The sequence below is a fragment of the Burkholderia sp. AU45274 genome (assembly GCF_030482505.1).
Classification (GTDB): Bacteria; Pseudomonadota; Gammaproteobacteria; order Burkholderiales; family Burkholderiaceae; genus Burkholderia.
This window is the reverse complement of sequence record NZ_JAUJQE010000002.1, coordinates 828,948-841,923: the sequence shown is the minus strand read 5'-3', so window position 1 is coordinate 841,923 and position 12,976 is coordinate 828,948. Positions and strand designations below refer to the sequence as shown.

The 12,976-nt window shown below is 66.5% G+C and carries 10 protein-coding genes and 1 tRNA gene; 9 read left to right on the top strand and 2 right to left on the bottom strand.

What is annotated here, in order from left to right; translation table 11 throughout:
* Positions 1–72 precede the first annotated feature (72 nt).
* The 3 genes from QZM35_RS12720 (at position 73) to QZM35_RS12710 (ending at position 4,337) form a co-directional block, all read left to right on the top strand.
* Positions 73–2,703: a fimbria/pilus outer membrane usher protein gene (locus QZM35_RS12720; protein ID WP_301776052.1), complete on the top strand. Its 2,631-nt coding sequence runs from the start codon at positions 73–75 to the stop codon at positions 2,701–2,703.
* A gap of 5 nt (positions 2,704–2,708) precedes the next feature.
* Positions 2,709–3,668 carry a fimbrial protein gene (locus QZM35_RS12715; RefSeq protein WP_301776051.1) on the top strand — a complete coding sequence of 320 codons (960 nt, stop codon included), beginning with the start codon at positions 2,709–2,711 and terminating at the stop codon, positions 3,666–3,668.
* A 123-nt stretch (positions 3,669–3,791) separates the two neighbouring features.
* Entirely contained in the window at positions 3,792–4,337 is a 546-nt protein-coding gene (locus QZM35_RS12710; protein ID WP_254600243.1) for a cytochrome b, read from the top strand.
* Positions 4,338–4,604: 267 nt separating this feature from the next.
* Here the strand turns inward: QZM35_RS12710 and QZM35_RS12705 are convergent.
* Positions 4,605–4,691, bottom strand: a tRNA-Leu gene (locus tag QZM35_RS12705).
* A 249-nt stretch (positions 4,692–4,940) separates the two neighbouring features.
* On the opposite strand from QZM35_RS12705, the gene rnr reads away from it, so the two are divergent.
* The 6 genes from rnr (at position 4,941) to QZM35_RS12675 (ending at position 12,139) form a co-directional block, all read left to right on the top strand.
* The gene (rnr, locus tag QZM35_RS12700) at positions 4,941–7,409 is read left to right on the top strand and encodes a ribonuclease R (RefSeq protein WP_089425263.1); all 2,469 of its coding nucleotides are present in this window, start codon (positions 4,941–4,943) and stop codon (positions 7,407–7,409) included.
* A 148-nt stretch (positions 7,410–7,557) separates the two neighbouring features.
* Positions 7,558–8,301, top strand: a complete 744-nt coding sequence (rlmB, locus tag QZM35_RS12695; protein ID WP_011351846.1) for a 23S rRNA (guanosine(2251)-2'-O)-methyltransferase RlmB — start codon at positions 7,558–7,560, stop codon at positions 8,299–8,301.
* A 97-nt stretch (positions 8,302–8,398) separates the two neighbouring features.
* Positions 8,399–9,271: an N-acetylmuramoyl-L-alanine amidase gene (locus tag QZM35_RS12690; protein ID WP_301776050.1), complete on the top strand. Its 873-nt coding sequence runs from the start codon at positions 8,399–8,401 to the stop codon at positions 9,269–9,271.
* A gap of 91 nt (positions 9,272–9,362) precedes the next feature.
* Positions 9,363–10,058, top strand: coding sequence for a ribose-5-phosphate isomerase RpiA (gene rpiA, locus QZM35_RS12685; RefSeq protein WP_011351848.1), 696 nt, complete (start codon positions 9,363–9,365; stop codon positions 10,056–10,058).
* 277 nt (positions 10,059–10,335) lie between these two features.
* Positions 10,336–11,052: a FadR/GntR family transcriptional regulator gene (locus QZM35_RS12680; protein ID WP_089425265.1), complete on the top strand. Its 717-nt coding sequence runs from the start codon at positions 10,336–10,338 to the stop codon at positions 11,050–11,052.
* A 100-nt stretch (positions 11,053–11,152) separates the two neighbouring features.
* Positions 11,153–12,139: a Gfo/Idh/MocA family protein gene (locus tag QZM35_RS12675; RefSeq protein WP_089431016.1), complete on the top strand. Its 987-nt coding sequence runs from the start codon at positions 11,153–11,155 to the stop codon at positions 12,137–12,139.
* Positions 12,140–12,191: 52 nt separating this feature from the next.
* On the opposite strand, the gene QZM35_RS12670 is transcribed toward QZM35_RS12675, so the two are convergent.
* Positions 12,192–12,884, bottom strand: a complete 693-nt coding sequence (locus QZM35_RS12670; protein ID WP_006484207.1) for an amino acid ABC transporter permease — start codon at positions 12,882–12,884, stop codon at positions 12,192–12,194.
* Positions 12,885–12,976 lie beyond the last annotated feature (92 nt).

The window sequence follows — 12,976 nt, the reverse complement described above, 5'->3', positions numbered from 1 at the left end:
CGCTTTTCCGACTTTCCATTTTTTTGACTTCATGCGGCGTGCGCTCATCCGGCGCGCGCCGTTCCCCCATTCATGACACGATGCCTTGACCCGCTGCGCCGATGCGTGCTCGCGCTCGCTTCGACCTTCGCGTTCGGATTGCCGACCGCGGGGGCGCACGCGCACGCGAACACGGCATTCAATCCCGCGTTCCTCGCGTTCGGCAACCCGCAGGCGGACGTGGATCTCGACGTGTTCGCCGAAGCGAACGTACTGCTGCCCGGCGTGCACCCGGTCGAGGTGTCGGTCAATGGCGAAGCGTCGGGCACGCACGACATCCGCTTCGAGCGCGATCCACGCGACGAGCAAGGCAATGCGGTGCGGCCCTGCCTGAGCGCCGCCCAGCTCGACGGGTTCGGCGTGAACCTCGCGGCCTATCCGCGCGTCGCCGAGGTGGATGCCGCAGATGCCGCAGATGCCGCAGATGCCGCAGATGCCGCAGATGTCGCAGATGTCGCAGATGCGCCCGGCGCTACGCTTGCGTGCGTCGATCCGCGTGATGCGATGCCGGACGCAACGGTCACGGTGGATCCAGATCGTCAGACGCTGGCGCTGACGGTCCCGCAGGCGAAGATGAAGCGCGTGCCGCGCGGCTCGGTCGATCCGTCGCGCTGGGACGAAGGCATCAATGCACTGCGCTTCGACTATCGCTTCAACGCCGCGCAGCGGCGTTACGACGGGCCGTCGGGCCACGCGACGGAAGCGTACGGCAGCGTGCGCGCGGGCCTGAACCTCGGCGCGTGGCGCCTGCGCAGCAGCGCGATGGTGAACCACAACGCGTCGGGGCTGCAGACGCAATTCATGAATACCTATCTCGAGCGCGACATTCCCGGCTGGCGCAGCCGCGTCACGTTCGGCGAGAACTTCACGTCCGACAACGTGTTCGACAGCGTGGCGTTCCGCGGCGTGCAGCTCGCGTCCGACGACACGATGCAACCGGACAGCCAGCGCGGCTACGCGCCGGTCGTGCGCGGCATCGCGCAAAGCCATGCGAAGGTCGAGATTCGCCAGAACGGCTATCTGATCTACAGCAGCTACGTGCCGCCGGGGCCGTTCGAGATCGACGACCTGTACGCGATTGCGGCGCATGCGGACCTCGAGGTGACGATCGTCGAGGCGGATGGCCAGAAGCGCAGCTTCATCCAGCCGTCGGCGAGCATTCCGACCCTGCTGCGCCAGAATGCGTGGTCGTATCGCGCGGCCGCGGGGCGCTTGCGTGCCGATTCCGCCCAATCGCAGTGGTTCACGTCGGCGAGCGCCGCTTACGGCTTGCCTGGCGAGACGACGATCTACGGCGGCGCGACGTTCGCGAACGGATACGCGGCGCTGGCGGCCGGCGCCGCGCGCAACCTGGCGCGGATCGGTGCACTGTCGGTGGACGTGACGCACGCCCGTTATCGGGACCAGGCGGGGCAGGCGGGCGCGGGCAGCGCAGTGCGCGCGATGTACGCGAAGGCGTTCGCGTCGACCGGCACGGAACTGCGCGCCGCGCATCACCAGTACTCGGGCGGCTATCGCAGCCTGTCCGACGTCGTGGTGCGCTACGCGACGTCGGTCGACACGTGGGCCGGCCGCGCGGGCAAGCGCAGCCGCAGTGAGCTGAGCGTGTCGCAGAGCCTGGGGCGCGCGGGCTCGCTGTACGTCAGCGCGAGCCGGCGCGCCTACCGCGACGGTGCGGGCGAGGACCGGCTGCTCCAGCTCGGCTATTCGGGCAGCGTGTCGCGCGTGTCCTACAACGTGAGCCTGAGCGCCGAGCAGCGCGCGCGCGGCGAGCGCAGCCGGCAGGTGTCGCTGAACCTGTCGATTCCGTTCGGCGGCGGGCGCACGACGACACCGCACGCGTACGGCAGTGCGACGCTGATCGCCGGTACCGCGGGCACCGAGCAGCGCGCGGGCGTGTTCGGCACGTTGTTCGACGACGATCGCCTGAGCTATGGCGTCGACGCCGATCGCACGGCACACGGCCTGGGCGGTGCGGTGAACCTGAACTACCGTGCGACGGCCGGCCAGTTCGGGGCCACCCACAACCAGACGCGCAGCGGCTCGCAGACCTCGGTCAGCGCGGCGGGCGGGATGGTCGTGCACGGCGGCGGCGTCACGCTGTCGCAGCCGCTCGGCGAAACCGTCGCACTGGTGCGCAGCGAGGGTGCGGCCGACGTCGGCGTGATCGCGCATGCCGGCGTGCGTACCGACCGCGCGGGCTATGCGGTCGTGCCGAGCGTCACGCCGTACCGGCAGAACCGCATCGCGTTGCGCACGGCGGAACTCGATCGTCAGCTCGAGATCCGCAACGCGATCGTGCACGTCGTGCCGACGCACGGCGCGGTCGTGCTGGCGCCGTTCGAGGTCGAGGCGGGGCGCCTGATGCTCGACATGACCGACGACGCGGGCCAGCCGGTGCCGTTCGGTGCCGCCGTGCTGACGACGGCCGGCAAGGAGGTCGGCATGGTCGGCCCGAACGGGCAGGGCTTCGTCACCGGCGTCGGCCGGGCCGGCGACCTGTTCGTGCGATGGGGCGCGCGCCCGGACGAGCGCTGCGCGCTGTCGTACAACATGGGCGAGTCGACGCCGCACAGCAATTTCCCCGAACTCGAGGTCGTCTGCTCGCGCACGCATCCGGCGCTGCGGGCCGACGCTTCTTCACCCACTTCCCCCCGTTCATGAAACCCATGATTTCCCGATTTGCCGCATGCCTGCGCCGCTGGGCGGCGTTCGTCGCGCTGACGCTCTGCACGGCGCCCGCGTTTGCCGCGTGCCTGAGCCTCCCCGAAGATTTCAATCCGATCGAGTTCGGTTCGATCGCGGCCGACGGCGTCGAGGTCGGCGGCGGCGTCCGGTCGATCCGGTTCACGCTGACCCTCACCTGTGCGCCGAACGGCCAGGGCGAGCCGCTGGCGCGGACCTTGAATTACTCGAGCGAGTTCGGCCCCGCGCCGGGCATGAACCTGTGGGCAACCAATCTCCCCGGCCTTGCGCTGCGGATGGTGCGCGACGGCGAGGATCTCGGCAGCAAGACGGAAGGCGTGCTCGGGACGCATCCGGGGGACGGCTCGGCGCGCGAGTTCATGATCGACATGGAGGTCGTCAAGATCGGGCCGGTGACGCCCGGCTTCCTGCTGGGCCAGGCGTTTATCGTCGAGGCGTCGCCCGTGAGCGGCGATCCGAGCCATTACGTGGTGCGCAAGCACATTACGAGCAGTTACGTGCGGGGCGTCGCGTGCACCGTCAATACGGCTTCGAAGCATCTCGTCGTGCCGCTCGGCGCCGTGCCCGCGTCGGCCTTCGACGGTCCGGGCTCGACCCAGGCGTCACGCGAATTCGCGATCGACCTGACCTGCAGCCCGTTCGGCGAGGCACGGCCGACACCGCTGTCGATCCAGCTGCTCGGCGAGACGGTGCCGGGCACGACCGACGTGCTGAAGCTGCTCGGCGATGACGCCGCGCTGGGTGTCGGCATTCGCGTGCTGAAAAACGATGCGCCGGTCACGTTGAACACCTGGCACAGCCTCGGCGACGCGACGGTCGGGGCAACCACGTTGCCGTATACCGCGCAGTACTACCAGTACGGCGAGCGCGTGACGGCGGGGGCGGGTGACGGCGTGATGACGTTCCTGATCGAGATGCGCTGACGCCGCCCCGGGTATTTTGAAATCCTTGAGAATGGTTATCAACACGGGTTTCCGCCTCGATAATTTCATCCACATATCCATGGCAACCATGTCTTCGCAACCGATAAAGGATGAATCATGCAGGTGGCTTCCCAAACAGATTTGCAGAACGAAACATTATCCAGCGGTCGATACGACCGCTTTTCCCGCGCGCTGCACTGGATTTTCGCGGCCGTGATCCTGTACACGATGGTGGCTGGAATTTCGCTGCACTTCATCACGCAGCCGGATCTCTGGCGTTTCGTGTCGACCCTGAACATGTCGCTCGCGAGCTGCCTGATCGTGCTGTTTCCGCTGCGCTACGTGTGGTCGTTCTTCCGCCGCACGCCGCCTGACGTCGCGTCGATTCCGCGTCAGCAGCAATCGATCGCGCACCTGGTGCACTCGCTGATTTACGCGCTGGTCGCCTTCGTGCTGTTCAGCGGGTTCGTGATGGTGCCGGACGGTTACTGGCTGTTTGGCCTGCTTTACGTGAAGACGCCGTATAGCGCGGGGCCGGTGACCGAGCACTGGTTCGAACTTCACAAGTTCGGCTGCTATACGCTGGCATTCGTGGTGGTGGTACACGCGGGGGCGGCACTCAAGCATCATTTCGTGTCGAAGAACGACGTGCTGAAGCGCATGCTCTGATGGTGACGTGGCGCGAGGCGGATTTCGATCCACCGCGCGCGCACCACTTTGGTGCTGATTCGCGACGATGCCTGGCGGGCCGCGATGGGCGCGCCCAAGGCTCGGAAACGAAGGGGAGGTGGCCGGCACGATGCCGGCCTTTTTGCTTTTTTAAAACCGAGGCTGCCGAGGAGAGAACTCGGCAGCACATGCGCGACCCCGGCGCAGTGCTTCCTGGGCTTGAAATGAAAAAAGGCCGGCTAGAAGCCGACCTTTTCATAAAACAGATGGTGCCCAGGAGAGGACTCGAACCTCCACGATGTTGCCACCGCTAGGACCTGAACCTAGTGCGTCTACCAATTCCGCCACCTGGGCACGTTTTGCAGTAGCTGCTTGCTGCAAAGAAGCGAAATTATAGCGCCCCAATTATTCGTGTCAACACTTTTTTGCGATGCATCGCAAACCGGGCTCCGCCATGCCTGCCGGCGGCATTCCGGTCATTTGGCGACACAGGCGGGTGATAGAATGACCCGCCGCCGTCAATATAGAACTGTCTGACGGACACCTCTATGTTGATGCCGTGCACCATCAATCAACGCAACGAGAACAACCATCGACAAACCCTTGAGCAAATATCCGTACCCCATTCCGAGCCGTGAAGAAATTCTCGGCGTGCTGCGTACGAGCGACGCGCCGCTGGCCGCCAACGACATCGCGGAAGCACTGTCGATCAAGCGTCAGGAGCGCGAGGGGTTCTTCCGGCGTGTCGCCGCGATGGAACGCGACGGCCAGATCCGCCTCGACAAGCGCGGCCACTACCAGTTGACCCATCCGTCGAACTTCGTCGCCGGGCGCGTGCAGGGGCATCGCGACGGCTACGGGTTCGTGATCCGCGACGACGGCCAGGACGACCTGTTCTTGCCGAACGGCGAAATGCAGAAGGTGATGCACAACGATCGCGTGCTCGCGCGGATCGTCGGCTACGATCGCCGCGGCCGTCCGGAAGGGCATGTCGTCGAAGTCACCGAGCGCGCGAACAAGCGCGTGATCGGCCGCCTGCTCAACGAGAACGGCGCGCTGATCGTCGCACCGGAAGACAAGCGTATCGGCCACGACATCCTGATCACGCAGAACGTGAAGAAGGCGAAGGTCGGGCAGGTCGTCGTCGTCGAGCTGACCGATTTCCCGAGCCGCCATTCGCAACCGCTCGGCCGTGTCGTCGAGGTGCTCGGCGACATCGACGATCCGGGCATGGAAATCGAAATCGCGGTGCGCAAGTACGGCGTGCCGCACGAGTTCAGCCAGCCGGCGCTCGACGAAGCCGCCGCGCTGCCCGACAAGGTGCGGCCGACCGACCTGCGTTTCCGCGTCGACCTGCGCGACGTGCCGCTCGTGACGATCGACGGCGAGGACGCCCGCGACTTCGACGACGCCGTCTACTGCGAGCCGGTCAAGGTCGGCCGCGGCGACGGCTACCGGCTGATCGTCGCGATCGCCGACGTGTCGCACTACGTACAGCCGGGCAGCGGGCTCGATGCCGACGCGCTCGAGCGCAGCACGTCGGTCTACTTCCCGCGCCGCGTGATTCCGATGCTGCCGGAGAAGCTGTCGAACGGCCTGTGCTCGCTGAATCCGCAGGTCGACCGCTGCGTGCTCGCGTGCGACATGGTGATCACCGCGCGCGGCGAGATCAAGGCGTACCAGTTCTATCCGGCCGTCATCCATTCGGCGGCGCGCCTGACGTACACCGAAGTCGCCGCCGTGCTGTCGAACACGAAGGGGCCGGAGGCTGCGCGCCGCGCGGATCTTCTGCCGCACCTGCAGGACCTGTACGGCGTCTACAAGTCGCTGTTCGCCGCGCGGCAGAAGCGTGGCGCGATCGACTTCGACACGACCGAGACCTACATCGTCTGCAACTCGCAGGGCAAGATCGAGCAGATCGTGCCGCGCCAGCGTAACGATGCGCACAAGCTGATCGAGGAATGCATGCTGGCCGCGAACGTCTGCGCGGCCGATTTCCTGAAGCGCAACAAGCATCCGGGCCTGTACCGCGTGCACGCGGGGCCGACGCCGGAGAAGCTCGAGAACCTGCGTGCGTTCCTGCGCGGCATGGGTCTGTCGCTCGGCGGCGGCGACAAGCCGCATGCGAGCGACTACGCGGCGCTGATGGCGCAGATCCGCGACCGGCCCGATGCGCAGATGCTGCAGCCGATGCTGCTGCGCTCGATGCAGCAGGCCGTCTACAGTCCGGACAACATCGGTCACTTCGGCCTGGCCTACGAGGCGTACGCGCACTTCACGAGCCCGATCCGTCGTTATCCGGACTTGCTCACGCACCGCGCGATCTACGCGATCCTGTCGGGCAAGAAATACGTGCCGAAGGCGCCGGAAGGTTTCGAGCTGAACACCGCGCTGTCGCCGCGCGCTCGCGCGATGCAGCAGGCCGACGACGAATCGCGCGGCCGCTCGCGTTCGAACACGGCGATCTGGGAAGAACTCGGCCTGCACTGCTCGGCGAACGAGCGCCGCGCGGATGAAGCATCGCGCGACGTCGAGGCCTGGCTCAAGTGCTATTTCATGCGCGACAAGCTCGGCGAGGAGTACGGCGGGATGGTGAACGGCGTCACGTCGTTCGGCATCTTCGTGCAGCTCGATACGCTGTTCATCGAAGGGCTCGTGCACGTCACGGAACTCGGCTCGGACTACTTCCAGTACGACGAGATCAAGAACGAGCTGCGCGGTGAACGCACGGGCATCCGCTATCGCCTGTCGGATCGCGTGCGCGTGCAGGTGAGCCGCGTCGATCTCGATGCACGCAAGATCGACTTCCGCCTCGTGCGCGATACGCCGGTGAAGGCGCCGCGTCCGTCGCCCGCGCCGGCGTCCGCTGGCGGCGGTGTCGACCGCGGCAATGGCCCGCGCGTACGCACGCTGCCGCAGGTGGAGGATCCCGTGCCGCGCCGCAAGAAGGCCGCGAGTGCGCCGAGCGTTGCGGTGAATGAAGCGCGCGCCGCGCGCAAGAAGGGTAGCAGCGGTGGCGGTGCAGCGGCGAAGCCGACCGCGAAGAAGACGCGCGCCCGCAAGAAGTATTGAGCGTGCGGGGCGGCGCCAGCGCCCGCCCTGCAGTATCGAGAGACGCCGCGTGACCGGTCATCAGCCGGCAACGCGGCGCTTTCCTTTTCCATGGATCGCGGCTGCGCGCGTCGCGCGGCCGCACGTTTGATCGAAGGTTGTTCCAGTCATGTCACGTCTGAAGGTTCTTTACGGTTTTCATGCGGTGACCGCACGTTTGCGGCACGATGCATCGACGGTTGCGGAGGTGCTGTACGACCAGACGCGCCGCGACCGCCGCATGCAGGACTTCCTGCACACCGCGAAGGAAGCGGGCGTGCGGTTGATTGCAGCCGACGAAACGCGCCTGTGGGGCCTCGCGCATACCGAGCGTCACCAGGGTGTCGTCGCGCGTGTCGAGGACATCCCGCTCGCGCAGAACCTGTCCGAGCTGCTCGACGGCATCCAGGGCCCGGCGCTGCTGCTGGTGCTCGACGGTGTCACCGATCCGCACAACCTCGGCGCGTGCCTGCGTGTCGCCGATTCGGCCGGCGCGCATGCGGTGATCGCACCGCGCGACCGCGCGGTCGGCCTGAACGCAACCGCGGCCAAGGTGGCGAGCGGTGCGGCGGATACGGTGCCGTACATCACGGTGACGAACCTCGCCCGTGCGCTGCGCGAGCTGAAGGAGGCCGGCGTGTGGATCATCGGCACGTCGGACGAGGCATCGGCGACGCTCTACGAAACCAAGCTCGACGGCCCCGTCGCGCTCGTGATGGGCGCGGAAGGCGAAGGCATGCGCCGGCTGACGCGCGACACCTGCGACGAAGTGATGAGCATTCCGATGGCCGGCAGCGTGGAAAGCCTGAACGTATCGGTCGCAAGCGGCGTGTGCCTGTACGAAGCCGTGCGCCAGCGGCGCGTGAAGGGCTGACGCAGCCCGTCCCGCGCGCCCTGCGCGGGCCTCGAATGAACCGAACGACGCGTGCCGCGATCCGCTGCGGCACGCGGCTCTCCGGAGCTCGCGACCGATGACCCTGTTTCGCGCTGGCGCATCCTGCGCGGTGCTGTGCCTGCTGGCTGCCTGCACGTCGCCGTCGCTCGTCGAACGCGGTACTTACTACGCCGACACGAGCCTGCACGCGCGCGGCGCCGATGCGCGGATCCGCTTTCTCGTGATGCATTACACCGAAAGCGACGAGGCGAAATCGCTGCGCACGCTGACGGGCGATTCGGTCAGCGTGCATTACGTCATCCCGCCGCAGCCGCGCGTCGAGCGCGGGAGGCCGGTCGTCTTCCAGCTCGTTCCGGAATCGGAGCGCGCATGGCACGCGGGCGTCAGCGAGTGGCAGGGCACGACCGAGCTGAACGCGGTGTCGATCGGCATCGAGAACGTGAACCGCGGGCCGCTCGATCCGCAAAACCGCACCTGGCAGCCTTATCCGCCCGAACAGGTCGCGGCGCTGACCCGGCTGTCGAAGGACATCGTCGCGCGCTACGGGATTCCGCCGACGCGCGTGGTTGGGCACAGCGACATCGCGCCGCAACGCAAGATCGATCCGGGGCCGCTGTTTCCCTGGCATGCGCTGGCCCTGGCCGGCGTCGGCGCGTGGCCGGACGATGCGGTCGTGGCCGCGCGGCTCGGCGGTCGCGATCCGCATGCGCCGGTCGACGTGCGCGAACTGCAGCTCAAGCTCGCGCGCTACGGTTACGACGTGGCCACCGATGGCGTGCTCGACGCACGCACGCGACGCGTGTTCGCGGCGTTCCAGATGCATTTCAGGCCGTCCGACTATGCAGGCAACCCGGACGCCGAAACCGACGCGATCGCGCAGGCGTTGCTCGACAAGTACTTTCCCGGCACGCAACCGGCGGACAACGCGCCCGCAGCGGGCGCACCCTGAATCCGCCGTGCCCGGCACGCCGAAAAACCCGGGCCGTCATCCGAGTCCGGTAAACTGGCGGTTTTCCGCAATCCCGCAGCATCACCATTCCATGACTCAAGACGAACTCAAACGCCTCGTCGGCCAGGCCGCCGCTGATTACGTGATCCAGAACGTGCCGGAAGGTGCCGTGATCGGCGTCGGCACCGGCTCGACCGCCAACTGCTTCATCGACGCGCTCGCCGTCGTCAAGGCGCGCTATCGCGGCGCCGTGTCGAGCTCCGTCGCCACCACCGAGCGCCTGAAGTCGCACGGCATCAAGGTGTTCGACCTGAACGAGGTCGACTCGCTGCAGGTGTACGTCGACGGCGCCGACGAGATCGACGCGAGCGGCGCGATGATCAAGGGCGGTGGCGGCGCGCTGACGCGCGAGAAGATCGTCGCATCGGTGGCCGATACGTTCGTCTGCATCGCGGACGCCAGCAAGCGCGTGCCGGTGCTGGGTGCGTTCCCGCTGCCGATCGAAGTCGTGCCGATGGCGCGCACGGCGATCGGCCGGCGCGTGACCGCGCTCGGCGGCGTGCCGGTGCTGCGCGTGACGAAGGACGGTGCGCCGTATATCACCGACAACGGCAACGAGATCATCGACGTGAAGGGGCTGCAGATCGCCGATCCGCGTGGTTTCGAAGCGCAGGTGAATGCATGGCCGGGCGTCGTGACGGTCGGCCTGTTCGCCGAGCGCGGTGCGAATCTGTGCTTGCTCGGCACGGAAAACGGCGTTGAAACGATCGTTTATTCAGCTAATTGAAAGATATGGAAAGCAGTCCGTAATGATGTGTCGCGTCGTAATGGACTGAATGTTTAAATCTTGTGGAAATCGGGGCCCGGTAGGCGCAATGCGCTTCCCGGGCCTTATTTTTAGCCGTATAAATCACCCGGTCAAAAAGAGGGATAACCCTGTCAGGTGTTTACCAGATAGCGAAATATCCTCGAACTCATCAACTTATAGATCATAAGAACAGTCGTAACCAGGGCCGGCGGAACTGCGGAGCAGGTGTTCGCAAATCGACGCACGGGGAGGTGTCATGGAGCAGGGCAAAGACCGGTCACTGGTCGCGAAAGTGATGGATGGGCTTGTCTCGGGTATCGTCGAGGACAAGTACGGCGGCATCTTGCCGCCGCAGGACGTGCTGTCGAAAGAGTTCGATGTGAGTCGCACCGTGATGCGGGAAGCGCTATCGATGTTGCTTGCGCGCGACATGCTGGACGTGCGTCCGAAAGTCGGCACGCGCGTGCGGCCGATGCGCGACTGGCGGATGATCGACGAAGACGTGGTGAGCTGGCGATTCCGGGCGAAACCCGATCCGCAGTTCATGCGCGACGTCATCGAATTCCGGATGCTGATCGAACCGCGCGCGACCGCGCAGGCGGCGGTGCGTGCGACGGCTGCCGACATCGCGAGCATCCGCGAAGCGTTCGATGCGTTCAAGGTGCTGCAGCCGGGCGACTCCGGCTACGACACGGCGGACGAGTTGCTGCACACGCGGATCGTGCAGGCGAGCGGCAACCAGTTCTTCCAGCAGATGGCGGCGATCGTGCGCGGTGCGGTGCGTCTCGTGAATCCGCGTGTCGTGCAGAAGGAAGGTGCACACGACGTCGTCGTGAAGGCGCATGCGCGTGTGGTCGACGCGATCGAGCGGCGCGACCCGCGCGAAGCCGAAGCCGCTTCGCTCGCGCTGATCGATTTCAGCGCGGACGAGATCTCGCGCGATTTCTCCGTCGACGTGCCCATGCGCGCCTGACGCTGCGCGAATCGCTCATCCGTGTGCCGCGGGCCGTTTATCATGACGGCCGGCCGGCAGCGTGCCGGCCATCGTCATACGACCGACACGGAAGATCAGGATGAACGACAACGACCATCGCACGGTGCGCTTCGGCATCATTGGCGCAGGCAGCATCGCGCGCCGTTTCGCGCAAAGCCTCGCGCACGTGCCGGGCGCCACGCTCGCCGGTGCCTGGGCCCGCCGCGCCGATGCCGCGGCAGACTTTTGCGAAGCGTACGGCGGTACGCCTGCTGCAAGCCTCGAAGCACTCCTCGCGAGCGATATCGACGCGGTCTACATCGCGACGCTCCATGACAGTCACGCGCAGTACACGCTGGCGGCGCTTGCTGCCGGCAAGGCCGTGCTGTGCGAAAAGCCCGCGACGCTGAACGCGGCGCAGCTCGACACCGTGCTGCGTGCGGCACGCGACGCCGGGCGGCTTTTCATGGAGGCGATGAAGCCGCCGTTCTTCCCGCTGTACCGTCAGTTACGTGCGCATCTGCATGACGATCCGATCGGCGAGATCCGGCTCGTGCGGGCAGGGTGCGCGTCGTCATCGGTGCCGGACGACCATGCCGTCTATCGTCTCGATCGCGCGGGCGGCGCGCTGCTCGATATCGGGATCTACGAGGCGTTTCTCGCGGTCGACTGGCTCGGTGCGGCGCGCGACGTGCAGACGCTCGGCCGCGTCGGTGCAACGGGTGTCGACCTGTTCGCAAGCCTGAACAGCGTGCACGCGAACGGCGGGATCGCGCAGCTCTTTTGCGGGCTCGACGTGATGGGGCGCGGCGACGCGCTGATCGCCGCGGCCGGCGGCCACGTGACGATTCACGAGAAATGGTGGAACCCCGCGCGTGCGACGATTCGTTATGCGGACGGGCGCACCGTCGAACTCGATGCGCCGGTCGACGGCGGCGGGCTGAACTACGAGACCGCGCATTTCTGCGACCTGCTGCGCGCGGGCCAGACCGAAAGCCCGATCATGACGCACGACCATTCGCGGCAGATGATCGCGATGACCGATGCCGCGCGAGCGGCGCTCGGCGTGCGTTATTCGGGCGAGTAAGCGGGAAGGCGGGAGCCGGGCACGCGCGAGCGGCCCGGCGCACGGTGTGCGCTCAGTGCCGCGACGGCAGCGACAGGCGCTTTTCGTACCAGCGCTGCACCCATTCGAGGATCTGACACAGGATCCAGTACACCGCCGCGGCGGCGAGATAGAGCGGCAGCGGCTGATAGGTTGCCGCGATCACTTCCTGCGCGCTGCGCAGCAGTTCGGTCACGGTGATCACGGACACGAGCGACGTGTCCTTGATCAGGCTGATCAGGCTGTTCGACAGGCTCGGCACCGCGATGCGCAGCGCCTGCGGGCCGATCACGTAGCGCAGCGTCTGCCCCCACGACAACCCGAGGCTGTACGCGGCGAGCCATTGGCCGCGCGCGATCCCGTTGATCGCGCCGCGCATGCTTTCCGACATGTAGGCCGCGACGTTCGCGGACAGCGCGATGACGCCGGCGGGCGTCGGGTCGAGCGAGATGCCGAGGCTCGGTAGCCCGTAATAGATGACGAAGATCTGCACGAGCAGCGGCGTGCCGCGCATCAGGCTCACATACGCGCGGGCGAGCCACGCGAGCGCGTTGACCCAGATGCGTTCGAAGCCGTCGAGCGCTTCGCTTTGCCGGATGCCCATCATCGCGAGCACGACGGCGCCAAGCAGGCCGAACACCATCGACAGCACGGCGAACTTGACGGTCAGAACGGCGCCTTGGGCGAGCACCGGCAGCGATTGGACGAGCAGGGACGTTGTCGACATGGAATACGAATCGAATGCGTGCGCGAAAGCGCAATCATAAACCGGACGAATAAAACAAAGGGCGGCATCGTTACGGATGCCGCCCTTTCCGG

Bases quoted from the DNA above. Each gene is read 5' to 3' on its own strand.
- QZM35_RS12720 (WP_301776052.1), top strand. From the start codon at position 73: ATGACACGATGCCTTGACCCGCTGCGCCGATGCGTGCTCGCGCTCGCT.
- QZM35_RS12715 (WP_301776051.1), top strand. From the start codon at position 2,709: ATGATTTCCCGATTTGCCGCATGCCTGCGCCGCTGGGCGGCGTTCGTC.
- rlmB (WP_011351846.1), top strand. From the start codon at position 7,558: ATGTCACGTCTGAAGGTTCTTTACGGTTTTCATGCGGTGACCGCACGT.
- QZM35_RS12690 (WP_301776050.1), top strand. From the start codon at position 8,399: ATGACCCTGTTTCGCGCTGGCGCATCCTGCGCGGTGCTGTGCCTGCTG.
- rpiA (WP_011351848.1), top strand. From the start codon at position 9,363: ATGACTCAAGACGAACTCAAACGCCTCGTCGGCCAGGCCGCCGCTGAT.
- QZM35_RS12680 (WP_089425265.1), top strand. From the start codon at position 10,336: ATGGAGCAGGGCAAAGACCGGTCACTGGTCGCGAAAGTGATGGATGGG.
- QZM35_RS12675 (WP_089431016.1), top strand. From the start codon at position 11,153: ATGAACGACAACGACCATCGCACGGTGCGCTTCGGCATCATTGGCGCA.
- QZM35_RS12670 (WP_006484207.1), bottom strand. From the start codon at position 12,884: ATGTCGACAACGTCCCTGCTCGTCCAATCGCTGCCGGTGCTCGCCCAA.